This is a genomic window from Natronorubrum texcoconense (assembly GCF_900100335.1).
In the GTDB taxonomy this organism is placed as follows: Archaea; Halobacteriota; Halobacteria; order Halobacteriales; family Natrialbaceae; genus Natronorubrum; species Natronorubrum texcoconense.
The window spans coordinates 47857-73991 of record NZ_FNFE01000003.1 but is presented as its reverse complement, the minus strand read 5'-3'; the positions used below and the strand labels follow the sequence as shown (position 1 = coordinate 73991).

Annotated in this window: 20 protein-coding genes; 8 read left to right on the top strand and 12 right to left on the bottom strand. The window is 62.7% G+C overall.

Annotated features, from left to right (window positions below):
* Window positions 1–69: 69 nt before the first annotated feature.
* Complete coding sequence (locus tag BLT08_RS10840) at window positions 70–972, bottom strand: cell division protein CdpA domain-containing protein (RefSeq protein ID WP_090306370.1); 903 nt, start codon at window positions 970–972, stop codon at window positions 70–72.
* A 225-nt stretch (window positions 973–1197) separates the two neighbouring features.
* Here BLT08_RS10840 and dph2 point away from each other — a divergent pair, with 225 nt between their 5' ends.
* A complete protein-coding gene (gene dph2, locus BLT08_RS10835; RefSeq protein WP_090306367.1) occupies window positions 1198–2244 on the top strand; it encodes a diphthamide biosynthesis enzyme Dph2 in 1047 nt (348 codons plus the stop codon).
* A 56-nt stretch (window positions 2245–2300) separates the two neighbouring features.
* On the opposite strand, the gene BLT08_RS10830 is transcribed toward dph2, so the two are convergent.
* Window positions 2301–3194 carry a superoxide dismutase gene (locus tag BLT08_RS10830; RefSeq protein ID WP_090306364.1) on the bottom strand — a complete coding sequence of 298 codons (894 nt, stop codon included), beginning with the start codon at window positions 3192–3194 and terminating at the stop codon, window positions 2301–2303.
* 303 nt (window positions 3195–3497) lie between these two features.
* Here BLT08_RS10830 and BLT08_RS10825 point away from each other — a divergent pair, with 303 nt between their 5' ends.
* The 4 genes from BLT08_RS10825 (at window position 3498) to BLT08_RS10810 (ending at window position 8811) form a co-directional block, all read left to right on the top strand.
* Window positions 3498–4706, top strand: coding sequence for a DUF7344 domain-containing protein (locus BLT08_RS10825; RefSeq protein WP_090306361.1), 1209 nt, complete (start codon window positions 3498–3500; stop codon window positions 4704–4706).
* Between the two features lie 198 nt (window positions 4707–4904).
* Window positions 4905–5738, top strand: a complete 834-nt coding sequence (locus tag BLT08_RS10820) for an MBL fold metallo-hydrolase (protein WP_090306358.1) — start codon at window positions 4905–4907, stop codon at window positions 5736–5738.
* 69 nt (window positions 5739–5807) lie between these two features.
* Window positions 5808–7700: a midas domain-containing protein gene (locus BLT08_RS10815; RefSeq protein WP_090306355.1), complete on the top strand. Its 1893-nt coding sequence runs from the start codon at window positions 5808–5810 to the stop codon at window positions 7698–7700.
* Between the two features lie 175 nt (window positions 7701–7875).
* Window positions 7876–8811: a phosphoribosyltransferase HisG-related protein gene (locus BLT08_RS10810; RefSeq protein ID WP_090306353.1), complete on the top strand. Its 936-nt coding sequence runs from the start codon at window positions 7876–7878 to the stop codon at window positions 8809–8811.
* 353 nt (window positions 8812–9164) lie between these two features.
* On the opposite strand, the gene BLT08_RS10805 is transcribed toward BLT08_RS10810, so the two are convergent.
* Window positions 9165–10211, bottom strand: coding sequence for a tyrosine-type recombinase/integrase (locus BLT08_RS10805; protein WP_090306350.1), 1047 nt, complete (start codon window positions 10209–10211; stop codon window positions 9165–9167).
* On the bottom strand, window positions 10201–10596 hold the full coding sequence (locus tag BLT08_RS10800) for a DUF5805 domain-containing protein (RefSeq protein WP_090306348.1): 396 nt from the start codon (window positions 10594–10596) through the stop codon (window positions 10201–10203). Before BLT08_RS10800 ends, BLT08_RS10805 begins: the two co-directional genes overlap by 11 nt.
* Before the next feature lie 1919 nt (window positions 10597–12515).
* On the opposite strand from BLT08_RS10800, the gene BLT08_RS10795 reads away from it, so the two are divergent.
* Window positions 12516–14249 carry a sensor histidine kinase gene (locus BLT08_RS10795; RefSeq protein WP_090306346.1) on the top strand — a complete coding sequence of 578 codons (1734 nt, stop codon included), beginning with the start codon at window positions 12516–12518 and terminating at the stop codon, window positions 14247–14249.
* Window positions 14250–14372: 123 nt separating this feature from the next.
* Window positions 14373–15029 carry an enoyl-CoA hydratase/isomerase family protein gene (locus tag BLT08_RS10790; protein WP_090306343.1) on the top strand — a complete coding sequence of 219 codons (657 nt, stop codon included), beginning with the start codon at window positions 14373–14375 and terminating at the stop codon, window positions 15027–15029.
* A 34-nt stretch (window positions 15030–15063) separates the two neighbouring features.
* Here BLT08_RS10790 and BLT08_RS10785 read toward each other — a convergent pair whose 3' ends face one another.
* The 6 genes from BLT08_RS10785 to BLT08_RS10760 all read right to left on the bottom strand — a co-directional run bounded on the left by BLT08_RS10785 (window position 15064) and on the right by BLT08_RS10760 (window position 20155).
* The gene (locus tag BLT08_RS10785; RefSeq protein WP_175529284.1) at window positions 15064–15552 is read right to left on the bottom strand and encodes a DUF4395 domain-containing protein; all 489 of its coding nucleotides are present in this window, start codon (window positions 15550–15552) and stop codon (window positions 15064–15066) included.
* Between the two features lie 106 nt (window positions 15553–15658).
* A complete protein-coding gene (locus tag BLT08_RS10780; protein WP_090306337.1) occupies window positions 15659–15892 on the bottom strand; it encodes a transcriptional regulator in 234 nt (77 codons plus the stop codon).
* Between the two features lie 281 nt (window positions 15893–16173).
* The gene (locus BLT08_RS10775) at window positions 16174–17592 is read right to left on the bottom strand and encodes a class II fumarate hydratase (RefSeq protein ID WP_090306334.1); all 1419 of its coding nucleotides are present in this window, start codon (window positions 17590–17592) and stop codon (window positions 16174–16176) included.
* Window positions 17593–17666: 74 nt separating this feature from the next.
* The gene (locus BLT08_RS10770) at window positions 17667–19346 is read right to left on the bottom strand and encodes a PH domain-containing protein (protein WP_090306331.1); all 1680 of its coding nucleotides are present in this window, start codon (window positions 19344–19346) and stop codon (window positions 17667–17669) included.
* Window positions 19347–19352: 6 nt separating this feature from the next.
* Window positions 19353–19814 (bottom strand): PH domain-containing protein, encoded by a 462-nt coding sequence (locus BLT08_RS10765; RefSeq protein ID WP_090307661.1) that lies wholly within the window; start codon window positions 19812–19814, stop codon window positions 19353–19355.
* A gap of 86 nt (window positions 19815–19900) precedes the next feature.
* A complete protein-coding gene (locus tag BLT08_RS10760) occupies window positions 19901–20155 on the bottom strand; it encodes a BolA family protein (RefSeq protein WP_090306328.1) in 255 nt (84 codons plus the stop codon).
* Between the two features lie 109 nt (window positions 20156–20264).
* Between BLT08_RS10760 and BLT08_RS10755 the strand changes: the two genes are divergently transcribed.
* Window positions 20265–20756, top strand: coding sequence for a DUF7523 family protein (locus BLT08_RS10755; protein WP_090306324.1), 492 nt, complete (start codon window positions 20265–20267; stop codon window positions 20754–20756).
* Between the two features lie 71 nt (window positions 20757–20827).
* Here BLT08_RS10755 and BLT08_RS10750 read toward each other — a convergent pair whose 3' ends face one another.
* The gene (locus BLT08_RS10750; protein ID WP_139171297.1) at window positions 20828–21088 is read right to left on the bottom strand and encodes a DUF7344 domain-containing protein; all 261 of its coding nucleotides are present in this window, start codon (window positions 21086–21088) and stop codon (window positions 20828–20830) included.
* A 128-nt stretch (window positions 21089–21216) separates the two neighbouring features.
* Entirely contained in the window at window positions 21217–25815 is a 4599-nt protein-coding gene (locus BLT08_RS10745) for a helix-turn-helix domain-containing protein (protein ID WP_090306318.1), read from the bottom strand.
* Between the last annotated feature and the right edge of the window lie 320 nt (window positions 25816–26135).

The following is a 26135-nucleotide window of genomic DNA, read 5'->3' as shown; positions in this document are numbered from 1 at the left end:
ATCTATGTGAATAACTTACAGCTCAGACTGCTAGACAATAAGAATGGTTTAACGCAGGGCAGCAGCCGATTACTTTCGGCCGAAAAGCTCTCGAAGCCGATCGAGCAGACCAGAGAGCGGTGAGCCGTCGTCCTCGGCCGTCGCCAGCTCCTCCGCTTGCTGTTGTTCGCGCAGTTCCTTGAGTTTCGCCGTCTGATCGTCGACCGTCGATTGGGAGGTCGTAGTCTTCGTCTCGCCGCCTTTCAGTCCCTTGAGTCCCGCGACCTGCGCGTCGACGCCCGTCGAACGTGCCGTCTTCGTTCCGGCGTCCGTGTTGACCGACACCGCGTCGAACTCGTCCTCGGAAAAGCTGAGACGCTTGTGCTCGGTCTTTTCGACGCCACCCCAGGAGAGTTCGACGTCCTCCATCGCCTCGTCGATGTCCTTGCGGACGTCCGCATCGGAGAGTTCGTCTTCCTCGTCGGTTTCGTCGTCCGGGTCGACGGTCCGGACCTGCTGGGCCATATCCAGATAGTGGGCGATCAGCGCCGCCCCCGTGGACGCGGTGATGCCGGCGAGACCGACGGCGTAGGTCGCGACGACTTCGACTGTGTAATCGTTTCCGTAGCCGTTCCAGTCGTCCGGGTACGCACCGATGAAACCGATGATCGCACCGATCGTGATCGCGACGCCGGCGATCGACGTGTACAGCATCCGCCGTTCCGACGGCAACAACACCACGACCCCGAGCATGAACACGGGGAGTGAAATCATTACGAGCGCGTACGCGGGTTGTACCCAGGCGATGTACGATGCGGACCGAGTCTCGAAAGTCCCGCTCCACACGAAGAGTAACAGAGCGACGATCGCGAGTCCGATTCCGCCGAGAAACAGGCTGAACCCGACGTAGACGTCGGTTCGGTCCTCCGGTTCGCCGATGTATCGACGATAGATATCGAAGAGATACCCGTCTGCAGGCTGTTCCGCTGGCATTGCTACCGGGTTTATACTCCAGTACTATGACTGTTGGGTCGCGCTACCAGTTCGATAGTACCGCCGTCGTGGCGTGATAGCTACCGCCGTCAAATTGGGTCACTTCGAACCGTGCGGTCGGATACGGTCCGCTCGAGTCAGACGCGAATTCAGCCGATACGGCGTCCAGTCTGCCGTATTCCTCACAGCGTGCAGTATTTACGTCCGTGGTCGTTAAGACGGTCAATGAGTCAAGAGTCGGAGTACACCGAAGGTGACCTCCGAAACACCGGGATGCGGTTGAAGCACGATCGGGAGTGGGACTACGAACTCGAGCAGATCGTCGACGCCATCGAGGAGCGAGACGCGACGAAGGTCGGCCTGCAGTTTCCCGAGGGACTGAAGCGACGCGGTCCCGCGGTCGCCGACGACCTCCGAGAGCTCACGGACGGCGTGACGTTCATGCTCTCGGGGCAGCCGTGTTACGGCGCCTGCGACCTCGACACCTACCTGATGAAACGCACCGACGTCTTCGTCCACTTCGGCCACTCGCCGATGAAGGATACGGACAAGGTGATCTACGTGCCGCTGTTCTCGAACGTCGAGGTGCTCCCCATCATGGAGGAAGCGCTCGACACCTTAGAGCCGCCCGAGGAGACCGAGGGCGTCGGTCTCGTCACGACCGCCCAGCACATGAACCGCTACGAGGAGATGTGCGAGTTCTTAGAAGAACAGGGCTACGACGTCCAGAGCCGCCGCGGCGACGAACGATTGACCCACGAGGGACAGGTGCTCGGTTGTAACTACGCGAGCGCGGACGTACCCGCGGACCAGGTGCTCTACGTCGGCGGCGGGAAGTTCCACCCGCTCGGCCTGGCGATGGAACACCCCGACAAACACGTCGTCATCGCGGATCCGGTCAACAACGTCGTCACACCAGCGGACACGGACAAATTCATGAAGCAGCGCTACGGCGCCGTCCACCGCGCGATGGACGCCGAGAAGTGGGGCGTCATCTTCTGTACCAAGATCGGCCAGGGCCGCTGGGAGATCGCCCAGGACATCATCGACGACAACGAGAACGCCTACCTCATCACCATGGACGAGGTGACGCCGGATCGACTGCGAAACTTCGATATGGACGCCTTCGTCAACACCGGCTGTCCGCGGATCACCACCGACGACGGGCCGCAGTTCCACAAACCGATGCTCACTCCCGGCGAGTACCGGATCGCGGTTGGCGACGAGCCGCTCGACAGCCTCTCGTTCGACACCTTCCACGGCACCTGGTAACGACTGCGGGCTCCCGTCGGCCTCGGAAAAAGATTGAATCAGTCGACTCGGCGGTGCTACGTTCCTTCTGCGTCTCCGTGCTCGAGATCCGTTGGCCCGTCGTCAGCCTCGGGAGTGGGCTCGGCTTCGTCGTCGGGCAGCCCGCCCTCGTCAGCCGCGGGTTCCGACGGCCCGTCCTCGGACTCCGTTTCCTCGTCGGCCCCGCGTGCGCCCGTAAGTACTTCATATCGCCGGGATACGTCCGCCCAGTCGACGACGTTCCACCACTCCTCGACGTAGGCCTCGCGGTCGTTCTCGTACTGGAGGTAGTAGGCGTGCTCCCAGACGTCAAGCGCGAGGATCGGAATCGCTCGCTGGTGGGCCAGTTCGTTCTGGCCTTCGACCTGGCCGATCACGAGCGCGTCCACGAGCGGCTCGTAGAACAGCATCGCCCAGCCGTCGCCCTCGACGGCGTTCGCCGTCGCCGTGAACTCGTCCTGGAAGTTCGTGAACGAGCCGAACTGCTCGTCGATCGTGGCCGCGAGGTCCCCGTCGGGCTCGCCGCCGCCGTCGGGACTCATGTTCTCCCAGAAGATCGTATGGTTGACGTGGCCCGAAAGGTTGAACGAATAATCGCGCTTTGCGGCGCGAATTCCGTCGAACTCCCCGGTCTCACGCATCGTCTCGAACTCGTCGAGCGCCTCGTTCGCGCCATCGACGTAGGCCTGATGGTGCTCGCTGTGGTGTAACTCCATGATCCGTTCGTCGATGTGAGGCTCGAGTGCGTCATACTCGTACGGCAGTTCCGGGAGTCGATACCGGGCTCGTTGCCCGTCTCCGGTGTCGGCATCGTGTTCGTCCGCCGCGACCGTCGTCGCACCGGTTCCGAGCAGTGCGACGCCCGCCGCACCGCCGAGCGTCTGGAGGAGCTGTCGCCGTCGAGGACTCGAGCCCAGTAGTTTGTTCGACATACAGTAGAACGCACGTGTCGGCAATCGTCTCAACGTTGCCCCAGCGAGCAAATGCGTCGGAAGCAGTGGACCAATGCGACGTCAGTCGAGAGACGGATACATCGAGGAGAAGCGTCGATGGCGGACTCTGTTGGATACGGCGATCGGTATTATCCGGCCCGTATTTTTCTCGAAATACACGGCTACCGTTCACGGAATATTGAATTTATTCGGGAGAAGGTCACCATTCAATTAGTAATTTCGGACTGATTCCAAACTGATTTGGAGCAGTTCTTTTGCCCGATAGCCACCGATCAGTAGTCGATGAGTAATCCCGACGTCAGCGACCGGTCGCCGCGATCTCGAGAAGAGGTCTTCGACGCGCTCGCAAACAGCACTCGGCGCGAAATAATCCGTATTATCCACGAGCGATCGTCGGATGAAATCCCGAAATCGGATCTTGCCTTTCGGCTGGCCGCAGTAACCACCGATACCCCACTGGCGTCGGTGTCCGACGAGGACCACCAGCGAGCGCTCCTCGGCTGCGAGCACAAGTACCTGCCCGCGCTGATCGACGCCGGACTCGTCGTGGAGTCCGACGACGGTTCGCTCGCGACGACCGACCACTGGGCGTTCGACGACCCAGAGATCGAAGCCGTCGTCACCGGCCGGACCAACGGAGATGCCGACCTCGACGCGCTGTTCGGCGCCCTCGCCGACTCGCGTCGTCGAACGATCCTTGCCGTTCTCGCGAACCAGTACCACCCGATATCGACCGAGACACTGGCTCGGGACGTCGCGGCTCGCGAGGCGGGGATCGCCGAGCGTGACGTGTCTCGGGAACGCCTCGAAACGGTACTGACGTCGCTCGTCCACGTCCACCTGCCGAGACTGAACGACGCCGATCTCGTCGGCTACGATTCCGAGACGAGCAGCGTCTCCTACGAGGGCCACCCGGAACTGCGTGTCGAGTGGCTCGGGGACGAATCCGACCGCGTGGAGTCGGCCACCGAGTCGACGTCCGGCGAGTCGGTGTCCGACTCGAGCGACGACGTCCGAACGCTTCGTGGACGCGAGTCGATCGTCACGGCCGGCCAGTCGCTCTGCGAGCGGGCGGAGGACGAACTGTTTATGATGTTCACGACGACGGGGCTGCTCGAGGAGGGCTGTTTCCGTCGGGTCGAAGACGCGATCGATCGCGGGGTCGACGTCTACGTCGGGTCGCGGGATCCGCGCGTTCGCGAGATCGTTCGCGACCGCGCCCCGGAGGCCGTCCTCTGGGAACCGCAACAAAACTGGCTCGATCTGCCACCGAACGGCGAGTCCGTGGGCCGGCTGGTGTTTGCGGACCGCGAAGCGGTTCTGCTCGGGACGCTCGGGACGCCGGCAGCCGACGGCGAGTACGACGAGACCGCACTGCTCGGTGAGGGGGCGGACAACGGTTTCGTCGTGCTCATGCGACAGTTGCTCGGCTCGAGACTCGACCAACTGGACGTCCCGATCGAAACCGGGCAGTCAGAAATTCCGCTGTAACGCGCCGGACGGTCGCGACGGCCGATCGCACACTGACCGACACGGGATTGGATTACTCACGATCCCCGTTGCTTCGGCCCTCCCCTCGTTTCTCGCGGCACTCGTCTCACCTCCTTGGACTTTCACTCGTCCAGCCGTTGGCACCCACGGTCCGTCGAGACAACAACACTTACGCAGTCGGTCCTCGCACGAACGCACATGATCCAGAGTGACTGGGGAGACTGGCTCGTTCGTGACATCGAAGACGCTTCGCCCGACGGAGTCGCAGTCTGGTACCTCGGCTGTAACGGCTTCGTTCTCAAGGGAAACGAGGGAACGACCGTCTACATCGATCCCTACCTCGGGCTGGGCGATCCGCCGCGAACCGTCCGGATGATTCCCGTTCCGTTCGATCCCGAAGACGTCGCCGAAGCCGACGCCGTTCTCGCGACGCACGAACACACCGACCACGTTCACGGCGCGAGTCAGGCGCCGATTCTCGAGCAGACCGGGGCCACCTTCTACGCACCCGACGACAGCCTCGCCGTCGCCCGAGACGACGAGGAGTGGACCGCAGAGTGGGATCTCGCGGACGATCAGTTCACCGAGGTCGGCGAGGGCGACACCGTCGAAATCGGCGAGTTCACCGTCCACGTTGAGGACGCCAACGATCCCGACGCGACCCACCCCGTGAGCTACGTCTTCGAACACGACGCCGGGACCGTTTTCCACGGCGGCGATACGAAGCCGTCCGACGAGTTCGAACGGCTCGGTGACGAGTACGATATCGACCTCGGCGTCCTCGCCTTCGGCACCGTCGGTCGAATTCCGGACAAGGAGACCCGCGAGCCCAAACGAACCCGCTGGTACAACGACGAGAATCAGATCGTCGAAGCCGCGTCGGCGCTGCAACTCGAGCGACTCCTCCCAAGTCACTGGGATATGTGGCGCGGACTGACCTCGGACCCGAAGGTGCTCCACCACCACGCGAAGAGCTTCGAGTACCCGACGCGACTCGATCTGGTCGAGATCGGCGATCGAGTCGACCTCTAGTCTCGCTACGTGAACCAGATCTGATACTGTCCGTATCATTTATAGTAATGGTGTGGTAACGTTGGCCTCATGAGTAGCACCGCCGACACGGACGACGTGATCGAGGTCGATGCTGACGGGTTATCCGTCCGGAAAACGTTCGCGGCGGACGAGTTTCCCGTACCTGCGATCCGCTTCGAGATCGAATCTGAACGTGACGAACAGGTTGTATTTCGACTCTCCGAATCGATCCCCGAATCGTTCCCGATGGACAAAGTCGGGTTCCACCCCGAGTACAACAGCGACGACTGGACCGCCTTTCAGGACAACCACGTCGAGTTCACCGGCACGCTCGAGCCCGACGAAGAACTCGTTACGGTCTACGGCATCCGTATCGACGACGAGAGCGATGCCGATCAGTTCCTGACCGAGCCGGAGATCGTCGAGGTCAGTTCCGACGGCGACGATGGCGGAACGGAGGCCGAAGAGGTCGCCGACGACGTCATCGGAAACATCGTCTCGGAGGACCGAAATCAGGCCGTCAAGGATATGATCGCCGGCGAATCCGAGTCCGTTCCGGGCCTCGAGGACGACGAATCGGCCGAAGCCGACGGAGACGACGGCGACGTCGAGGCCGCTGACGACGCGGACGAACTCGAGGACGAAGCCGGCGGACTCGATCTCGACCTCGGCGACGTCGATCCCGAACCGGAGCCGGTCGAGGACGAGACCGACACGGACGAAGACGATACGCCGGACATCGATCTCGGTTTCGAAGAGGACGAGATTCCGGAACCCGACGACGCTGACGACGAGGAGACCGATCTCGAGATCGATCTCGGTGTCGACGATGAAGACGACGCGACGGACGAACTCGACCTCGAGGACGAGGAGGAGACGGACGCCGAACCCGAGATCGAACTCGATCTCGAAGCCGCTGCAGCCACCGTCGAGGACGACGACTTGGAGATCGACGACGGTGTAGACGAAGCGGACGACGACGGTGCAGACGAAGACGAACCGCCGCTGGCTGAGTCGAGCGAGGACGTCGAGACCGATGTCGACACGCCGTCGACCGACGATGGCGACCTCGCCGACACGGAGCCCGACTCGTCCGTCGACGAACCCGAACTCGAGGACGACGAATCGACGACCGAAGAGACGGACGTCGACGAGCCATCGACCGCCGTCGACGAATCGGCCGTCGATGCCGAGGCGGACACCGTAGACGCCGCAGCCGACGGTCAAGACGGCGAAACGGGCGCGACTGATGCGACCGACGCCGACTCTGGGACGGACAGCTCAGAAACGGCGTTCGACGGCTCCGTCGCTGGCCGACTCGCGACGGAAATTCGCGAGGGAGACGTCGACGACGACGATCTCGAGGCGCTCCGCGCCGAACTCGACCTCGAGCCGTCGGGTCCGGATATTGCCAAAGTCGACCACCTGCAGCGCCGCGTCGAGGAGGTCGCCGCCTACACCGACGCACTCGAGCAGTTCTTAGCGGAGAACGGGACCGGGAAACAGCTCATCGAGGAGCTCACTGCCGATATCAGTAGCCTCGAAGACGAGTTCTCGGCCATGGACGACCGACTCGACGAGACGGCAGCGACCGTCGACGACGTCGAAGCCGACGTGAGCGATCTCTCCGACTGGAACGCCGACCTCGAAAGCGGGATCGGCGCCGTCGAAACGGACGTCGACGAACTCGGGGACGACCTCGACGACGTCACGGAGGACGTTTTGGCTATCGAAGCAGACGTCGGGACGGTCGCGGACGACGTCACCGATCTCGAGGAAGACCTCGACGACGTCGAAGCCGACGTTGCAGACGTGGCCGAGGATCTCGACGATGTGGTCGACGACGTCGAAGACGTGGAGGACGACGTCGAAGCGATCGAAGGTGACCTCGAGGACGTTCAGGCCGACGTTTCCGACATTCAGGAGTGGCGCGATCAGCTCGGCTCGATGTTCACGGACTGAGATGGGCTACTGTTCCTGGATATCGGTGTGACCGCAGGACGGTTCGCGGTCTTCAGAACTGACTGTCAATTGTCAACACGAACGACGCCGTTTTTCGAGGACGGTCTCGACCCGAATTCTCACTCTCGTTTTCGAAACGCAACGCGTTTATCCGTCGCCGGTCGAGGATTCGTCGATGGGCGAGACGATACCGATCGCTGTTCCACGCAAGGGGCGACCGCTCGAGTCGGTGCTCGACCGATTCGCGCGTCGACTCGACGTGGCCGATCTCGCGGACGATATCACGTCGACGCTTCGTCACGAGAAGGCACTCACGAAGGGGACGGTCGACCCCGAAGACGACGCCGAGGAACACGTCTACCATCGTCTCGCCGACTACAGCACCGTCGAGGATCCCACCGAGCCCGAGTACACGCTCCTGCGAGACGATCGGGCCGGTAAACCCCGACGGATCGTCTTCGACAGCGTCACGATCCCGCTCGAAGGGATCGACGGCGTCCCGGACGAGACGGAGATCCAGCTCGTCGGTCGTGAGGAACCGTTTCGAGCCCTGCGGACCCACGAGTTCGCGCTCGGATTCGATAGCGCCGATCTCGTCTTAGAGGAGGTCGTCGAACTCCGTCCGGAACCGCTCGACCGGATCGCCGACATCAACGCCCGAATCGATCCGTCCGATACCGACGTTCGCGTCGTCACCGGCCTCGGCGACACCGTCTATCACACGTTGATGGCCACCCCTGCGGTGTCACCATCGACGGGACCGCTCGACCGGGATTTCCTCGAGTCCTACGAAGGTCCGCTCTGCATCGAACCGCGATACGAACGGCTCGTGCAGGCCGTTCTCGGAACCCGAACGCTCGACGGCGTCGACTTCACGTATCCCGAGGAGGGCCGCGAGGAGGAGGCCGCGATCGCCGACGCCGGGCTCGGTGTCTACCTGACGGTGACGGGATCGACGGCTCGAGAACACGGGCTGTTGCTGGGCGAACAACTGTTCCCGAGCGAGACCGTGCTCTTGGAGAGTACGCCGGAAGTGAGCGAGACGGTCGACGGCGTGCGCGCGCTGTTGAACGGAGCCGACCTCGAGACGGCGCTCGCGGTCGAACAGTAGAACACGCCTCGGAACTGCCCTTTCCGCGAAGAGCGGTTAATTCCACTCAGCTGACACCGCCGACGAGTCACGTACTCCAAACGTCGGTACACGCCACCTCCGTTATTCGTCGAGAAGCTACCAGAGTGGCCCCTATCGTCCGATTTCGAACACTCGAGCGTCGAACAGCTCACCATCAATTAGATATAGCGATATGCAATTTATTAGGCTGTTTTCGACCGTGGTCAAATACTACAGTAGTAGTAAATAATGAAACTGGTACAGTCGATCGGCCGAGAATTGTCGCGAGAGAGTCTGGGCTTCGGTGACGCTTACGGGCTACGCCGCGGTCGGTCGATAGCGCTCTCCGCGATTTATCGGCTGACGGAGTAAATGTGCTCGAGGTACGTCTCTCGAACGCGATCACCCCAGTTGTGGGTGTAGGTATCGATCACGTCACCGGCGACGTCTCCTCGGAGATACTGGACGATACCTCGATCGCCCGTCCGATCTCGGAGGTGAGTCGTGAAGAAGTGTCGGAAGTAGTGGGGAGTGACGTTCTCCTGTGTCCCGCCACCCGTGCGATACCAGCCGCGTTCTCGAGCGTGTTTCTCGACGATATAGCGCACGTCCGACGGCGTCAGGCGCTCACCCCACGATTCGCCGGTATCGAGAAAGAGCGGGTCGGCGTCCGAAACTGGGTCCGGGCGGATCGCCAGCCACTCGAGGAGCGCCCGCCGGAGTTCGTCGTCGACGGGAACGACCGTATCCCGCTTGCGTTTGTTCGACGCCGTTCGCTCCTCGCCGTTGACGGTCGCACCACGAGCGGGCGCCGCGGCGACGAACACCGACGAGGGTCGCCGCTCGAGGCCGACGCGGGGGTCCCACTCGCGTTCGATTTCCGGCATCTCGAGGTTCAGATCCTGCAAATCGAGGTTACAGCACTCGCCGACGCGCATCCCCGTTTTCAACAGCGTGACGACGACGGCCCGCTCGAGCGGGTGGTCGATTTCGTCGACGAACTCGCGCATCTCCGGAACCGAAATGTCCCGTCTCGTCGGGTTCGTATCGATCGATTCGGACAGCTCCTCCATCACCAGGGCCATCGGATTGTCGTCGAAGACGCCGACCCGGTTCATGTAGTCGTAAAACCGGTTGAGATACGAGGCGTAGGTCGCGATCGTGCTCGGTTCGAACCCCCCTCGAAGGGAGTGGATCCAGGCCATACACTCCCGTCGCTGGGCCGATCCCACCCGATCGACGTCGAAGCGCTCGCTCACGAACGCCTCGAACCGCCGAAGGACGCGCTCGTAGGCCTCGAGTGTCCGTTCGCTCTTGCCGTGATAGCGCTGGTCCTCGAGGAAGTACGCGATCGGATCCGTCACGTCCGCCGGGACGTCGGTTCCGCGTTCAGTCGCCATCGACACCACCGTCGACGGCGGTGTATCCGCCGTGGCGTCCGCTGTATCGAACCCGGTTGTTCGCCTGGAGATTTTCGAGCGTTTCGTCGAGTCGCGATTCGATGTCGTCCGACACCGCTTCCAGCAACTCGTCCCACGAATACGTGTCAGACTCGAGTAGTTTGAGGACCCGTGTTTCGAGGCCGTTACCCCCAGGGTCTGAGTCCGGAGAATGGGGTTCCTCTCGGTCGCCATCGAACCCCGATCGACCGGCCTGCACCATCGTCCGAACGAACTCGGCCTGACTCATCCCCAGATCGTCGGCGTGAGACTGCCATTCAGATTTCTGGTAGGACGGGACGTAGGTCTTGACGGTGGTTCGTTCGGTGTCCGCCGAATCGCTCATACGGCACCAATCAAACGCGGTGATAATCAATCTACCCATTATTCGGGCTAAGTGTTTTTATCTCTTCTCGCGGGCCGAGTTTTGCGCCAAATGCGGGCCCACCTTTTCGGATTGGATCTTGAAAGAGGATACGGTTTGAGATTGAAATCGGGTGATTTTGGGGCCACAGTTTGAGATATCAGATGTAGTTGCGGCAGTTGAAGTTGGCTATTGGGCGAGCAAACTCGAGAATAGACGCCTGATTAGCGCGCCAAAATAACTATCATACATATGGTAGCTCGTGTGTTTTCGAGCGATAAATGCACGTGAACATCCGTGAAAATTACCACATTATTCCAAGTATGGATGTGAGAAAATATTCTCGGATTCGTCTCTCGATCAAGCGAGAACGGTGGGGTGTTTTCGCGGTGAATTTCGGCGAGCGATCGCGACCCAATTCAGCCCGCTGATGGGGCCGGAATCTCACTCGAGATTTCGAGACCGTCACTGAACCGACACCAGGGAGACCACTTGTCAAGGACTTCGTCGTGACGGGCCGATATCGTCACGGCCGGGGCCGCCACATCCGCCGCTCGGTCGGTCGTGGCGCTCGAGGGCTTTCGGTTCACGAGAGTCACTCGAACGAGACTGAGCCGGTTCGACGCTCGGGAGGCGTCGATCAGCCTATGCTCGGGCGGCCGGAGCCAACTCGAGTCGTATCTCCAACCCGTAGCGAACCGGCGGTGTCGGTCCACGACGTTACGCGGTAGATGTGGTGTACATTCCTGGCTCGGGACGACCCATTTCACTTCGATCGGCGGGGGCTGACTGCGACTTGGCCTCAGCTGAGCCCGTTCTCGAGGTTACGTAGGGCGTCGAAACGCAGTTCCACACCCCACAGGTTCGGAGATCGATAAAATCGCCTCAGCGGCCATATAGCGACGTTAGGAGTGACTGGTGCGATACAGCACCGATACGAGACGGCAGATCGCGTACTCTGGTGGTGTTCGAGAATCAATTCCATCTTCATCGGTGGCTCCGTCGAACCGGCGGAGCACGCTGAGATCATCGCGGAATCAAGCAGGGTCGCGTTCCGCTGACTTTCCGAAGTGGTGTTCTGAACGCCTCGAGGCGTCCTCGGCGATTGTCCACCACTACTGACGGGGAACGGGTTCACGGACGAACAGACGCGGGCTCGAGCCGTCTGGAACGGGATCTCCCCTACCGACTGTGAGGCCAACGAAACAGTTCGTCGACCGAACACCGTCACGATCTCCGTGAAATATTTACTTTCCTCGCGAGCAGACGGCAGTAGTTCGTGTGATAACAAGGTAGGGAACGCGATAGGCGAGTGCGACCAGTGAGCCAGTGTCGGTCGTTTCAATATCGGTCTCGGCTCGGGTCTCGAGAAGAGCAATAGTGCCACCGTGATTCTGGTTCCGTACCACGTATCCGGACGAGATCTTTCCACCGTGTCCCGACGTGGTATAGTGCGCTTCAGGGAGAGAGCCACAGTATCGGTAGCAGCCCGTTCGTGTACGGATGTGGTCCGGACTGGTGTACTATCGCCACTACCTGTTCTGCTGTCGGCTGCCAGAAACCGTCTTCTGTATCGTGGCAATCGTTCCTGGAATACAGTCCGTCTCTGACGGCCGATACCGGCATCGATTGCGTTATGTTACCATTTCATTCTTCTTGTGCCAGACGGTAGCTACACGTCTAATAAACCATATAATGCTATATCGAAACAAGCCCCGGTAGCCTAACTGGAACACCCACAGGGATCGAAAAACGGATTCACTCCCGGAGTAACGATGGGGACCGACAGCCTCCGTTTTACAGGCCCTCCGATTAGCGGACGATAGCTGGCCTACTGACGAGATGGGGGTTTCAACCCAAACTAAATAGTATTCCTTGTGGTTTGATAGCATAGCACCGATATGTCTCTTCCTTATCTAGCACTCCAGTGGACGCCCCATACGCCGGTACTCTTCGCGTCGTTTGTGATCTGTAGCGCCCTCGCGATCGCTGGCTGGTGGTACCGCGATCAGCCGGCCACACGCCCGTTTGCGATTATGATGTCCGGCTGTGCGTTCTACGCCGGGACGACCGTCATCGAGTACTCGATCGTCGCTCTCGAACCGAGCCTGTTCTGGTGGCGCGTCCAGTATCTCGGCTGGGTGCTCATTCCGCCGGCGACGCTCGTGTTCGTCCTCGAGTACACCGGACGAAACCGCTGGATAACGCCGAAACTGCTCGTCGCCCTGGCGATCGTCCCGACGATCACGCTCGTGCTCGCGTTCACTCCGCTGGCTCCCGATCTCATCGTCCAGAACCCGCAGTTGGTCGACGAGGGTGGTATCGCATACATGGATTACGACGTCGGTCCGTGGTACACCATCGACGGACTGTACGGTGACGCCGTGATCACGGTCGGCTTGCTCCTCCTGGTGCGAACGTACCTTCGGACCACAATGGGACAGCGGAGTCAGATCGGGGCTCTCGTGATCGCTCTCGCACCGTACGCAACGCTCGTACCCTTTTATTACTACGTCGGGCCGGCCGTGTTCGACTTCGGAGCGACGTACGAACTCGAGCCGTTCCTGTACGCGTTCACCGGCTCCATCTTCGCGTGGGCCCTGTTCAAGTACCGATTTCTCGACACCGTCCCTGTCCCGTTCGACATGATGCTCGAGACGACGCCGAACGGGGTCTTAATCGTCGGGACGGAGCGTCACGTCGTAGAGTGCAACCGGACTGCGCGCGAGTACTTAGACGTAACCGGCCCGATCGCCGGACGACCGCTGAGAACGCTCTCCGAAGCGGCCGAATGGGTCGACGCCATCGTTGCGAACGGGGGAGAGTCGGAGTTGTGGATCGACGATAACGTGTACGCCGTCTCGACGACGCGACTCGTTGACCTCCGGGGTGTCGAGTACGGATACCACGTGGTCATCCAGGACGTTACCAAGCGCGTCCAGTACGACCAGCTCCTGGAGCGTCACAACGAACAGCTCGAGACGCTAAACCAGATGCTCCGTCACGATATCCGGAACGACACGATGGTCGCGCTCGGCTGGACCGAAATTCTCGACGAAATGGTCGAAGAGTCGTCGCTCGAAGCGGACGCGGCACCCATTCTCGACCGTATCGATACCTCCGTCAGGCACATCGCAGACCTCACGGAGATCGCGTCGGAGCTGTCACAACCGCTCGAGCAGCCGGGTGAGGACTGGACCCACTCGATATTGCTCCAACGGGTACTCCGAGAGGAGGTCGAGAAGGCGGCCGAGGCGTTTCCGCACGCAGAGTTCACGCTCGAGGAACCACCGGACGTCGAGGTCACCGCGGACAGGGCGCTCGCGTCCGCGGTCAGCAACGTGCTTCGAAACGCGGTACTGCACAACGACAAGGAGGTTCCGACGGTCCACATCTCCGTCGCCATCGACGACGGTCGTGCGTGCGTTCGAATCGCGGACAACGGCCCCGGAATTCCAGCGGCGTTACAGGATCAAGTCTTCGACCGAGGCGTAAAGGGCGAACACAGCGGCGGCAGCGGACTGGGATTGCATCTGGTACAGACGTTTCTGAGTTGGTACGGCGGATCGGTCGAGATGGAGGACAACGATCCGGAGGGAACAGTATTCAAGATCGAGCTCCCGATCGCCGCGTAACCGGGTTCGTCACGCGCGCGATGCCGTGTCACCGCGAGTATCCCTCGCTCAGTTTCGGGTCGCCTCGCGTCGGTACCGAGCTGTTCCGTGGGGAGTTAACAGCAACCGTCCAGATAGGGGAGTATGGCTTCGCCATCACTCGTCGACGTCGATTTCGCCGAGGGAATTGCGACCGTCACGCTGAACCGTCCGGAGAAGCTCAACGCCGTCACCCTCGAGTCACTCTCCGCCGTGCGAGACGCGCTCGTCGACCTCCCCGAAGACGAGATCGGTGGACTCGTCATCACGGGTGCCGGCGACGTGACCTGTGCCGGAATGGACCGGGAGATCGTCGCCGACCCCGCCTACGACGAGACGTACGCGGACGAGATCGGTTCGTTGACCGCCGAAATCTACGAGTTCCTCGTCTCGAGACCGTATCCGACCGCTGTCGCGGCCCGCGGTGCCCTCATCGGGATCGGGTTCATCCTCTCCCTGCGGTGTGACTTCCTCGTGCTCGGGGAGGAGACCAAACTCGCGCTGCCGGAGGTGCAGTTCGGTATCGCACCAACGGAATCGATTCCGTACCTCGAGGCGGTTGCGGGAACCAGAGTCGCAAAAGAGATCGCGCTTACGGGCGAGCCGGTCGCCCCCGAACGAGCGCGAGAACTGGGTATCGCCAACCGGGTCGTTCCGAACGACGAGGTCGAAGCGGGAGCGCGGAAACTCGTCGGCAAAATTGCCGAGAACGATGCTGACGCCGTCCGAAAGCTCAAGAGTGCAACGTCGAGTCCCGAGTAGCACGTGCACGCCGGCACAACGAGTCGACCGACGTTCAGAGAACGTTTCGAGACCGCAGGAACGATACCTGTCTGTACATCCGGCAGCCGAGACAGAATCCGGTCGTTGCCGCAAGCCCCGCGAGGAGTGCGACCAGCGCGGCGATCGCGTAGCCGACCGTCGGGAATCCGACTACGAGAAGCACCGACGCAACGCCGGCGCCGACGGCGCCGAGCAGTTTTGCGAACCGGTGCGGTGCTGCGGGTTCGGGTTCGTCCGGCCGGCCCAGCACGGGGATCACGACGTGCTTCCAGCACAGGTGGTAGGGATCGAGTCGCCACCGCGAGACCGCTGCGAATCCGAGAATCCCTGCCACGGCGTAGACGAACACCGGTTGCGTAAACACGACGCCAATCAGCAACAGCGTCGCCGTGATCGATTGGCCGAACCGCGGTGCTCGCGGGTCGACGGACGCGGTACTCGAGTTCGACGACTGTGAGTCCGTCGTCTCGTTCGAGGAGTTAGATGAGTGTTCGGTCGCCATATCTCGCATATGGGCTCAGAGCGCAAGAACGTGTGGGGCAGGAAGCACGTGTGGTCACGACCACGCTCGGTCGAAACCCGACTCGAACGGAACCCTTCGTCTTCGATCAGTGAGTCGCTGCTCGGACGTCGTCGACGCGATACAGGTCCTCTTGCAGTCCGTCGCCCTCACACTCCTCGTTCGGGCACTCGAAGTGCCACCCGTCCTGAGTCGCATCGCCTTCCCGGAACCGGTCGCCACATACCTGGCAGAAAAGCTGTCCCTTTTTGCACGTATCGCGGTGTAGTTCGAGGGCGAGCTCCGTCTGGAAGGACTGGTTGCAGTTGCGACAGGTGTGCATATTTCGTCTGACGCGAGCATCCATCAAAACTGCTTGGGTTTGTTTCTTGCGTCCGAAACGGACGTGATTCGGCTTCACTGTGCCGATTTACCCGAGGTAGTCCGGGAAGAAAGAACGACCAATCGACCTGTTTACTCAGTCTCGGGTACTCCGTTTCCTGTCACGTCTACGCACAGCAACGTCGTGTGACTCGGTTACACGACACAGTATCAGAAATGTGCCAGCTTCGAATTATACGAAGGAAATCAGTCCCGAAATATCGGCTCAGGTAGCGACTCGAGTCAGTCGTCCTGACCGAGAATGCCGCGCTCGGTCATCTTTCGGGGGTCGAGGACCTCGTCGGCTTCCGCTTCGCTGAGGTAGCCCTTCTCGAGGACGACCTCGCGAACCGTCTTGTCCTCCTTGAGTGCGGTTTTCGCGACTTCGCTGGCCTTGTCGTAGCCGATGTGGACGTTCAGCGAGGTGGCCATCGCCATCGACTGCTCGACGCGCTCTTCGCAGTACTCCGCGTTGGCCTCGAGCGGATCGACGAAGCGCTCGGCGAAGACCTGGCTCGAGTTCGAAATGAGCTCCGCCGACTCGAGGAAGTTGTGCGCGAGGACGGGCTTGTAGAGGTTGAGGTCGATCTGACCCTCCGCTGCGCCCGCTGCGACGGCGGCGTCGTTGCCGACGACCTGCTTGTGAACCTGATTAACGGCTTCGGCGACGACCGGGTTGATCTTGCCGGGCATGATCGACGAGCCGGGCTGGTTCTCGGGCTGTTCGATCTCGCCGAGCCCGTTTCGCGGACCGGAGGCCAGCAGTCGCAGGTCGTTGGCGATCTTGTTCAGCGAGCCCGCAATCACGCGGAGCGCGCCGTGGGCCTCGCTCATCGCGTCGTGGGCGGCCTGGGCCTCGAAGTGGTCGTCGGCCTCGCGGAACTGGACGCCGGTCTCTTTGGTGATGTACTCGGCGGCGCGGCCGGGGAACTCCTCGTGCGTATTGAGGCCGGTCCCCGTCGCGGTTCCGCCCAGCGCGAGTTCCGCGAGGTGTTCGCGGACGTTGTCCACGCGGCCAAGTCCTTTCTCGACCTGCGTGCGGTAGCCGCCGAACTCTTGGCCGAGCGTGACCGGCGTCGCGTCCTGCAGGTGCGTGCGGCCGGTTTTGACGACGTCGTCGAACTCCTCCTCTTTGCGCTCGAGCGCCTCGCGGAGCGTGTCGAGTGCCGGAATGACGTCCTTCTCGACGGCCTCGAGGGAGGCGACGTGCATCGCGGTGGGGATGACGTCGTTGGACGACTGGCCGTAGTTAACGTGGTCGTTGGGGTGGACGACGCGGTCGCCGATCTCGCTGCCCATGAGCTCTGCGGCGCGGTTGGCGATAACCTCGTTGGCGTTCATGTTCGAGGAGGTCCCAGAGCCGGTCTGGAAGACGTCGACCGGGAACTGGTCGTCGTGTTCGCCGGCGATGACCTCGTCGGCGGCCTCGATGATCGCTTCGGCGACGTCGTCCTCGATCAGGTCGAGGTCGCGGTTAGCCTGTGCGGCCCCCTTCTTGACGACGCCGAGCGCGCGGACGAATCGTCGACTGAAGGAGATGCCCGAAATGGGGAAGTTCTGGATGGCCCGCTGGGTCTGTGCGCCCCAGTAGGCGTCCTTGGGAACCTGCATCTCGCCGAGACTGTCCTCCTCGATACGGTAGTCCGTGTCTTCGTCTCCCATAGGGAGTGCGTCGCTGTGAGCGTGGTAAAATCCACCGAAACGACGCCGGCGACGGGTGGGAAAACGAGACCGCGTCAGGTGAAGTCTACCGACAGTCCCAGATCGTCGTCGCGAGCGCGTTCGCGGAGCGCCGACTGCAGGCGTTTGCGACTGGCCTGTTGGACGCCGCGTGCGTCCTCGAGGTCGACGTCGTAGATCGTCGGCGTCGCCCAGAAGAACGTCCGCGAACTCGCGGTGTCGACGACCAGCGACGCCAGTCCGAGCCGGCGCTGGAAGATGGAGCGCTGCGTCGAGACCGTCTGGATTCGGTAGTAGGGGATCACGGTGGTTCGGCGACTCCAGAAGCCGCGGCGGATGACGAGGTGATCCTCGCCGACGTAGTAGCCGAGGTGGACGTACTTCAGGTGCGCCGCGGGGGGCACCGCCGCGAAGACGACTGCGGCGAGGTACCAGCGCTCGAGGCCGGTCACCTGCGCGATACCGAAGAAAATCGCGACGATACCGGCGGCGATCATCGAGTACCGGGCGAGATAGCGGCGGCGAGCCATCGTCGGTGGACTCCGGAATTTCGGCGTCTCTACGTCGGTCAGATTTTCGGTAAATCGGTGGACGCGACCCTGTTTGGCCAGCGGCACGGCCGACTGACTGCCGCCGTTGCTGTCGGGCCCGTAGCCGGCCGTCTCGACCCAGAGCCCGGCGTAGCCGATGAGCCGCTGAAGCGGGTTGGCCGTCACCGTCACCGACTGGACCTTCTCGACGGGGATCGAGCCGCTGTAGCGCTGGAGAAGCCCCCGTTCGTAGACGAAGTCCTCGTCGGCGCGGCCGAGCTGGAAGTCGTAGTAGGTGGCGAACGTGTAGGCGACGCTCAGCATGTACGTGATGATGATCCCGTTGATCATCGAGACGAGCGTCAGAATGCCGTAGTTGGTGGTCGTCCCCTCGCCGATCGATTCGGGACCGCCGACCGGCTGAGCGATCGCCACGAGCAACTGGAGGAACGTGTCCGTCGCGATGAAGAACAGTCCCAGCACGGCCGCCGCGGCCGCCGGTCGGAACGACGTAAACGAGTAGAGCAAGAGCTCTCGCGACTCGAGGTCGAACAGCTTTCGGCGACGCGGTTGTTCGTACGCTGGCGCGCGATCCCGTCGACTCTCGGTCGGATCCGACGACGGATCGGTCGAATCCGAATCGACGGAACGCTCCGTCTCAGACGTCTCCGTCTCGTCGCCCTCACCAACCATTTCGCCGGTTTCGTCGATCGATTCTCGACCGTCAGCAGTCGACGACTCGCGCTTGCGTCGACGGTCTTTCGCGTCCGCCGTTCGGCGACGAATCTGCTCCTGAAGCCGGTTCGCTTCGGACTCGCTGACGAAGTTCAACGTGGCTTCGGTGGCGCCGCCGCCGGCGGTTTCGATCGAGAGGGTCGCAAGGCCGAACAGCCGCTGGAAGACGCCCTGTCGAACGTCGACGTTCTGAATGCGGCCGTACGGAATCTCCCTGGACCGGCGCGCGAAGACGCCCGAGGCGACGTCGAACGTGTCCGGCGTGATGCCGTACTCGAACCGGTAGTAGTAGCCGACTCCGTAGGCGACGCCGGCGGCGAAGCCGAGCGGTGCGGCCACGGGGAACCAGGTCGGACTGATTGGATCGATGATCCCGCCGAGAACGAGGACGAGCACCATCGGGACCCACAGCCAGATGAAGCCGTACTGGAGGCCGTACGCGACCGCGCTCAGTGGATGAAGTCGATTCATGGTCGGTCAGACCGCGTCGTCGGCTTCGCTCTCGACGGCGAGTTCGCGAAGCGTATCCTGCAGATCCCGGGCACGATCGGGCGTCAGTCCCGGGATCCGGACGTCTGCATTGCGGGAACCCGCGGTGTAGACGACGACGCTCGAGAGGCCGAGCGCGCGTTCGATCGGTCCGAACTGCGTATCGACGTGCTGGACGCGGACGAACGGAACCGCGGTCTCGACGAACGTGATGACGCCGCGCTCCAAATAGAGCGCGTCGTTCTGGAGTTCGAACTTCCAGACCTGATAGAGGCGGACGGCGTAGACGATCCCGAGTAGCAGTGCGAGCGCGGCGACGCCGGCGATGGCGACCGTGGGAACGTCCGTGATCCACTGGTCGACGAGCGCGAGGACGACGCCGAGGACGACTGCCGTGATCGCTCCCTGCGCGATCCAGAGCAGCCTGATGCGGGGGTGAAGCGATTCCATACGCATATCCTATCAGGTAGGGAGGATAAAGCTGCGGTTCCGACCGCAGTGAGTGCAGCGGTGACTCACCGCCCGAGATCCCCCGTTCACCCTTCGTACTCGTCGTACTCCTCGGGCGTGTACGTCGAGAGCTCGAGGGCGTGGATGTCGGTCGTCATGTGGTCGCCGAGGGCGTCGTAGACCTGCTGGTGTTGCTGGACCAGCGGGACGCCGTCGAACGCCGGCGAGATCACGGTCGCCGCGAGGTGATCGTCGTCGTGCTTGTCGCGTGCGTGCGTGACCGTGACGTCTGCGTCCTCGAGGTTCGATTCGATGAGCTCCTCGATATCGTCCAGTTCCATACTCGAGGGTTGGGCGCTCGAGGCAAAAACGCCGCGGTCCGTCTTCCCCGACCCACATCGGCCCGCTGGCGTCGTCGAATTTATAGTGACGTGGTTCGCTCCCTGTGGTATGTCACTGGCAGCCGAGACTCGCCGTGCCGCCGACGGGCATCCTGTTCTTCGCACAGCACTGCGAGCGGGGATCGTGAACTACACCGCCGCTGCCCGGTTTCTCGAGATCGACGGCGAGGTCGACGCGGTCGCGACGGCGCTGCGGCGGTACGCCGAGGAACTGCCGGCGTACGAACGCGACGCTCGCGACGTACGGGTCAGGATGGAGAGCGGGATCGGTTCGGTCGACCCCGGATCGAACGATGCACTGATCGCCGTCGGCGGGACGTCGTTCGGTCCCAGCGGCGGCGATCGGACGGCGATCGTCGCGATGGGGGCCGTCGACGCGGCCGCCCTCGCTGCGGTCCTGCAGGGACTGAACCTCGAGGAGATTACCCCTGCTGCAGCCGCCGTGGGGGACGATTCGATCGTCGTCATCGTCGACCGACTCGAGGGGGCGAACGCGTTGCGAGCGGTCGAGGACGCGCTCGAGGCAGTGCCCATCGAGTGATCGCTCGTCGCGTAGTTGTTCGTCGCTCGTACGCGAGTCGCGGGCGACTCGCAGTCGACCGAGCACGGACTTCACTCGAGGAGCCGGACGTGTCGTCGAGTTCGATCGTACGAGAGCACTCCGGTATCCTCGAGCCGCGGAAGGTCGCTGTGATGCAGTCGAATTCGAATCCGTTCGACGTCGGCGGCTGGCTCCAGCGCCAGCAGTTCGTCGGCGAGTCGGTCGACCGGTACCGCTCCCGAGAGCGAGTCGAGGCAGTCGAGGATCCGCTGGTACCGAGCCAGTAGCTCGGGTTCGGGGGGCGATTTGAACGGCAATGCAGTATTGGCCATGGATACGACGGTCGCGTCGTGTCGGATCATCTCGTTCGGGACGTGACAACCGATAGAAAAAGCGGTTCTGACCACTCCGTCCAAGAATCGGCCGATCGCCGGGGACGGCCGATCGCCGGGGACGGACGTCAGTCGGCGACGTTCGACGGAGAGTCGGAGTCCGCGGTCTCTTCCTGGGCCACCGGCGGTGGCGTCCGTTCTCGGATCGCCAAGGCGGCCCGGGCATCCGGCGTGAGTCGATTGCGGACGGATCGGCCGTCGCGTTCGCGTTCGACGAGATCCGCGTCCTCGAGCCGGCTCAGGTGGTGTGTGATCGTGCTCGGATCTCGCTCGAGTTCGTCGGCGAGCTCCGAGCCGGTCGCCGGTTCGCAGTCGGCGAGTTCCTCGAGGACTGCGGCTGTCGATTCGTCCCGAATCGACGCCGTAAGTTCGTGGTTCTCCGCGGTAACGAGGTAGTACCGGCGCTTGCCGCGGATTTTGGACGTGACGACGAGGTTTTCGTGCTCGAGGATCCGCAGGTGGTAGCGTGCGGTCGAGCGCGAGATGCCGCTCTCCTCGCTCAGTTCGGTGAGATTGATCCCCGGCGATGCCTCGATCGTGTCGTGCAGGGCCGCTCGTTTCTCGTGCTCGAGCGGGTCGGTGTCGTCGTACCGGCTGTAGCCGAACAGACCGAACGCCCACAACAGGTGGCGAAGCCAGCGGCGGATCGCGGCGAACAGCGTCCGAAGCTGGAGCGTCACGGTCGTTGCAGAGGTGCCGACGAACGCCGTTGACGCGGTGGCGAACGATCGACCCGCCACGATCCCGCCGAGTAGCAACAGCCCCGCGAGACCGGTCGCAGTGCCGTCCGGCAACGGTATGTCGCTCCCAGACGGTTCGTCGGCGGGTGCGAAAGCGGAGCCGCCGTCGTCAGTCGGTGCCGAACCGGCTCCCGGGTCGTCGGTGGACAGCGGGGAAGCGATCGTCCCGATGTCGGGATCCCCCGACCGGTCGGCCGCCGCACCGTCTCGCTCCGCGGGTGACCCGATGAATTCGCTCGGTGTGGCCCCGTAGGCAGAGGCGCCGTCGCCACTTCCGGTGACAGTGGCCGACTCACCGGACGGTGCTGTCGCTTCGGGCGAGGTGGTGGTCCCATGGCTGGGAGACGACGGAGCAGCCTCGAGGAACGGAGAGCCGACCGCCGAGTCGGCCGTCGGACCGATCGATACCGCGTCCGCCATCGGACCGGCCGATACCGTGCCCGCCATCGGGTCGATCGGCGACGGATCGTCGGACGGACCGAGAGGAGCGATCCCAGCGACGGGGTCGGAAACCGTCGTCGTCAGGATCGGGGCGTCTCCGCCGATGAACGGGGTGCTCGGTACCACGGCCAGACTGCCATCGGTCGTCGGCTGAATATCTGCCATCTCGGAGAGATCAACTCCCTCGACTGTCGCAGTCGGGTCGCTTCGATCAGTGATTTGTGGGACTCCAGCGCTCGGTTCGGATATCGTCGGTCCCGCCGACGACTGGCCGATGGGCGTTTCGACGGTGATGAGCTGGGGTGACGAACCGGCGGGATCAATCGTTACGCCCACTACGTCGCCGATTCGAACATCGGCAATCGGCTCGTCTCCGAGGCGGATGTCCGCGATCGACGCGTCGCCAACTCGAGCGTCGAGAAGTGCCCCGTCTCCGTGACCGGACGGTGGATCGATCGCACGCTCGAGAAGACCACCGGGATCGGTCGCGACGCTGATCGGCGACTCGGTGACAGGAAGGTCGGCCGTCGTCGAGAGGCTGCCGTCAGCGCTATCCGCCGTTATCCGGAGTTCGTCGACGGGTTCGAGACCCGTCGCGGTGATCGAGGTTGACGACTCGAGACCGGGACCGATTCGATCGCTCGAGTTCGGAGCCGCGAGCCCGGTTGTCGCGTTCGACTCGAGAGTCAGTCCGAGACCGTCGTCGCCCGTCGCGACAGTAGTTCGGAGATCGAGACCGTCGTCGCCCGTCGCGACAGTAGTTCGGAGATCGAGACCGTCGGTCGCCCCCGCGGAGAGTCCGACCGTAGTCTCGCCGATCGTGTCGAGAGCCGCGTCAACGGAGCGTCCGTCGGTTGTTTCAGCACCGACGGTGACGGTAGAATCACCCACCGCGTCCGCGTCGAGGTCAGCGCGAACGCCGTCGGAGACGTTGGCAGTGGTCCCGAACGACGTCTCACCAACCGTTTCGCCGGAGAGGTCGACTGTCACTCCGTCGGCCGTCTCGGTTCCGATTCCGAGGCTAGTGTCGCCGACCGTCGTGCCATCGATGTCGAGGGGCGTCTCGCCGGTCGGCTCAGCGCCGATTCCGAGGCTGGTATCGCCGACCGTTTCGGCTGTCGTTCCGACGGTCAATCCGTCACCCGTCCCCGCTGTCACGCCGATACGGGTGTCGTCACCAGCCGTTGCGGTCAGGTTCCTCTCGCCGATCGTCTCCGTGACCGGGTCGGAACCCGTCTCGATGGGGTCGACGACCGTCTCGACGGCTTCCACGACATCGTCGGACTCGTCGAGCGGTTCGGTCACGGGCAATTCTGTTTCGGTCGAGTTCGGTTCCGCCTCGAGCGACCCGACCGGTCCATCGAGGGTCTCGTCGACGGTCGACCGGGACGAGTCGAGCACGGTCACCGAGGGGACGTCGTCGGAGTCGGGCGTCTCGGTCGTTTCCGGAGGCGACTCGGCGGCATCGTCGACCGCTACCTCGACTCCGTCTTCGGTTACACCTCCGATGGGTGTCTCGGTAGCTCCGTTGATGACGGACACGCCGCCGTCATCGATAGCCGACCCGTCGACACCATCACTGGCCGCTTCGGCACCGTCTTCGACGACGGTCTCGAGTCCGTCGTCGGTAGTGACGAGGGACTCGTCGACGGGGAGGCTCTCCGGGCCGATAGTGAGAGAGTCACTCGAGTCGGGGTCGACGAGTTCGGTAGCAGTGTCGGCAGTCGCTCCCACGGAATCGTTCACGATAGCCGGAGGTGCAACGTCGTCGCTCGAGTCGCCGAGATCGGGCGTCTCCTCACGGTCGGATGGATCGGTAGTCGAGCCGATTGCTTCAGTCGCGTTGCTGCCGTCCGTCTCGTCGATCGCTTCGATTTCGGCGATGTCTGGTTCGGCGGCGGGCACCGTCTCCATCGTCGTCCGCGCCGCACCGTCGACTGCTTCGGTCTCGTTCTCGCCCGGAATTTCGACGGAGTCATCGCTCTGGGGACCGCCTACGGCGTCGTCTCGGTCCGTGGGATCGACAGGCTCGGTTACGTCCGTCGGCGACGCGAGGATACCGCCCTCGCTCCGGAGATCATCCTCTCCGACGGCATCCGTCGCTTCAGGTCGCTCGCTCGAGGGCGTCGATTCCGACCCATTGTCGGTGTCGTCAGCGTCGATAACCGATCCGTTCGTCGTCGCCGGCTCGGTCTCTTCGAAGCCGTCGGCGGACGCGTCGGACACGATGGGTATCTCTCCGTCGTCTTCGATGGGTTCAGAACCGGTTTCGGTCGTGTCTTCGTCCGTTCCGTCGGAGCCATTCGTGACTCCCGGCGAATTCCCGAGAGCCGGGGAATGCTCGTCGATATTTCTATCTGATTCGTCTGCTTCGCTGTCGAGTACCGCATTGGATCCGTCGATTTCCCTATCGGGTAGCACGCCGGATCCGTCGTTACCAGCAGTTTCCGCTGTCTCTTCGCCGTCATCGATATCGTCCGGCTGGCCGGATGAATCCGCTCCCGGTTCGTCATCGGTGGACGATTCCTCCTCACTTACGGCGGACGGCTCGTGGTCAGTGTCGGGAGCGGGGTCCCCGTGCGCGAGGGTCGTCTCGTCGGACTGTTCGGCGCCCGGTGTTTCGGTTTCGTCGCTCGGTGCGGGCTGCGTCTCATCGGCGGGATCCGTTTCGCCAGTCGGGTCCGGATCGGCCTGTTCCGTCTCGGTAGATTCGTCGGAGGACGCGTCCTGCGTCAGCGGCTTCGAAACTCGTTCAACCGGTTCTTCGGCGGGACCCCGATCCGCTCTCTCGGTCTCGTCGTCGACTGACTCGTCAGCGGGGGTCGCCTCGGCAGGGTCCGGCGTCGTTCGTTCGTCGGTATCGTCGGGCGTCTCGCCTTCGCCGTCGAACTCGTCGCCAGAATCGTCCACAGCGTCCGGCTCAGCGGATCGATCCGAATCAGGTTCATCGGGCTCGGCGTCGACCGCCGCCCGATCATCGGAGTCGGCGTCAGCACGCTCCGGCGTACTCGGCTCGGAATCGTGCGTTTCGTCCGCGTCCACCGGCTCCGGATCCGCTGCTGGTTTCGTTTCATCGGGTGCTGACGATGCAGGCCCGTCCGGTTCGCTACCGGTCTCGGCGTCTGGATCGTCAGCGACTACTGCCGACTCTGTGGCTTCATCACCGTCACTACTATCGTCGTTATCGGTGTCGTCACCGCTGCTGTCGGGATCATCATCGCTGTTGTCGCTGTCGACATCGTCGGAACCGTCATCGGACGGCGTATCGTCGTTCGGTTCGGCTTCCGACCCGTCCTCCGCGTCGGTCGACGTACCGTCGTCGCTGTCGGCGACCGACTCGAGATCATCGGTCTCACCGATTGAGCCGTCGTCCGGTAGCTCGTCGTTCGAGTCGACGACGGTCGCGGCCGCTGTCGCGCTCGCGGTACAGGCCAATAGCGCGACGAACAGAATTACTATCGCCGTTTGTAACCGTCGACGATGCATCACTCTGGGCGGCGGAGATAACGTGGTGTTAGTTCGATACCCGGTCGTTCGTCAGCTCTGGAGTCCGTTGGTAATCCTCTCATACGTGATCGCCTCGAGACGGTCCCCGGTGTGAAACAGCGTGTTATGTCACGCATCTGTGGGCTGCGGTCGAAATGCCGTCCGAATTCTCACCGGAGTCGAAAATCCGTACCGAGCAACCCGGCATAAACGTAGCAAGCCATTTCGACTATTTCACTCGAGTTTTGCCCGGGTGACGGGGAGTCGCTGAGCTGATCGAAACAGTAAAATTCGATTACCGAGAGAGACGTATAATCTGC

Bases quoted from the DNA above. Each gene is read 5' to 3' on its own strand.
- BLT08_RS10840 (WP_090306370.1), bottom strand. From the start codon at position 972: ATGCCAGCGGAACAGCCTGCAGACGGGTATCTCTTCGATATCTATCGT.
- dph2 (WP_090306367.1), top strand. From the start codon at position 1,198: ATGAGTCAAGAGTCGGAGTACACCGAAGGTGACCTCCGAAACACCGGG.
- BLT08_RS10830 (WP_090306364.1), bottom strand. From the start codon at position 3,194: ATGTCGAACAAACTACTGGGCTCGAGTCCTCGACGGCGACAGCTCCTC.
- BLT08_RS10825 (WP_090306361.1), top strand. From the start codon at position 3,498: ATGAGTAATCCCGACGTCAGCGACCGGTCGCCGCGATCTCGAGAAGAG.
- BLT08_RS10820 (WP_090306358.1), top strand. From the start codon at position 4,905: ATGATCCAGAGTGACTGGGGAGACTGGCTCGTTCGTGACATCGAAGAC.
- BLT08_RS10815 (WP_090306355.1), top strand. From the start codon at position 5,808: ATGAGTAGCACCGCCGACACGGACGACGTGATCGAGGTCGATGCTGAC.
- BLT08_RS10810 (WP_090306353.1), top strand. From the start codon at position 7,876: ATGGGCGAGACGATACCGATCGCTGTTCCACGCAAGGGGCGACCGCTC.
- BLT08_RS10805 (WP_090306350.1), bottom strand. From the start codon at position 10,211: ATGGCGACTGAACGCGGAACCGACGTCCCGGCGGACGTGACGGATCCG.
- BLT08_RS10800 (WP_090306348.1), bottom strand. From the start codon at position 10,596: ATGAGCGATTCGGCGGACACCGAACGAACCACCGTCAAGACCTACGTC.
- BLT08_RS10795 (WP_090306346.1), top strand. From the start codon at position 12,516: ATGTCTCTTCCTTATCTAGCACTCCAGTGGACGCCCCATACGCCGGTA.
- BLT08_RS10790 (WP_090306343.1), top strand. From the start codon at position 14,373: ATGGCTTCGCCATCACTCGTCGACGTCGATTTCGCCGAGGGAATTGCG.
- BLT08_RS10785 (WP_175529284.1), bottom strand. From the start codon at position 15,552: ATGGCGACCGAACACTCATCTAACTCCTCGAACGAGACGACGGACTCA.
- BLT08_RS10780 (WP_090306337.1), bottom strand. From the start codon at position 15,892: ATGCACACCTGTCGCAACTGCAACCAGTCCTTCCAGACGGAGCTCGCC.
- BLT08_RS10775 (WP_090306334.1), bottom strand. From the start codon at position 17,592: ATGGGAGACGAAGACACGGACTACCGTATCGAGGAGGACAGTCTCGGC.
- BLT08_RS10770 (WP_090306331.1), bottom strand. From the start codon at position 19,346: ATGAATCGACTTCATCCACTGAGCGCGGTCGCGTACGGCCTCCAGTAC.
- BLT08_RS10765 (WP_090307661.1), bottom strand. From the start codon at position 19,814: ATGGAATCGCTTCACCCCCGCATCAGGCTGCTCTGGATCGCGCAGGGA.
- BLT08_RS10760 (WP_090306328.1), bottom strand. From the start codon at position 20,155: ATGGAACTGGACGATATCGAGGAGCTCATCGAATCGAACCTCGAGGAC.
- BLT08_RS10755 (WP_090306324.1), top strand. From the start codon at position 20,265: ATGTCACTGGCAGCCGAGACTCGCCGTGCCGCCGACGGGCATCCTGTT.
- BLT08_RS10750 (WP_139171297.1), bottom strand. From the start codon at position 21,088: ATGGCCAATACTGCATTGCCGTTCAAATCGCCCCCCGAACCCGAGCTA.
- BLT08_RS10745 (WP_090306318.1), bottom strand. From the start codon at position 25,815: ATGCATCGTCGACGGTTACAAACGGCGATAGTAATTCTGTTCGTCGCG.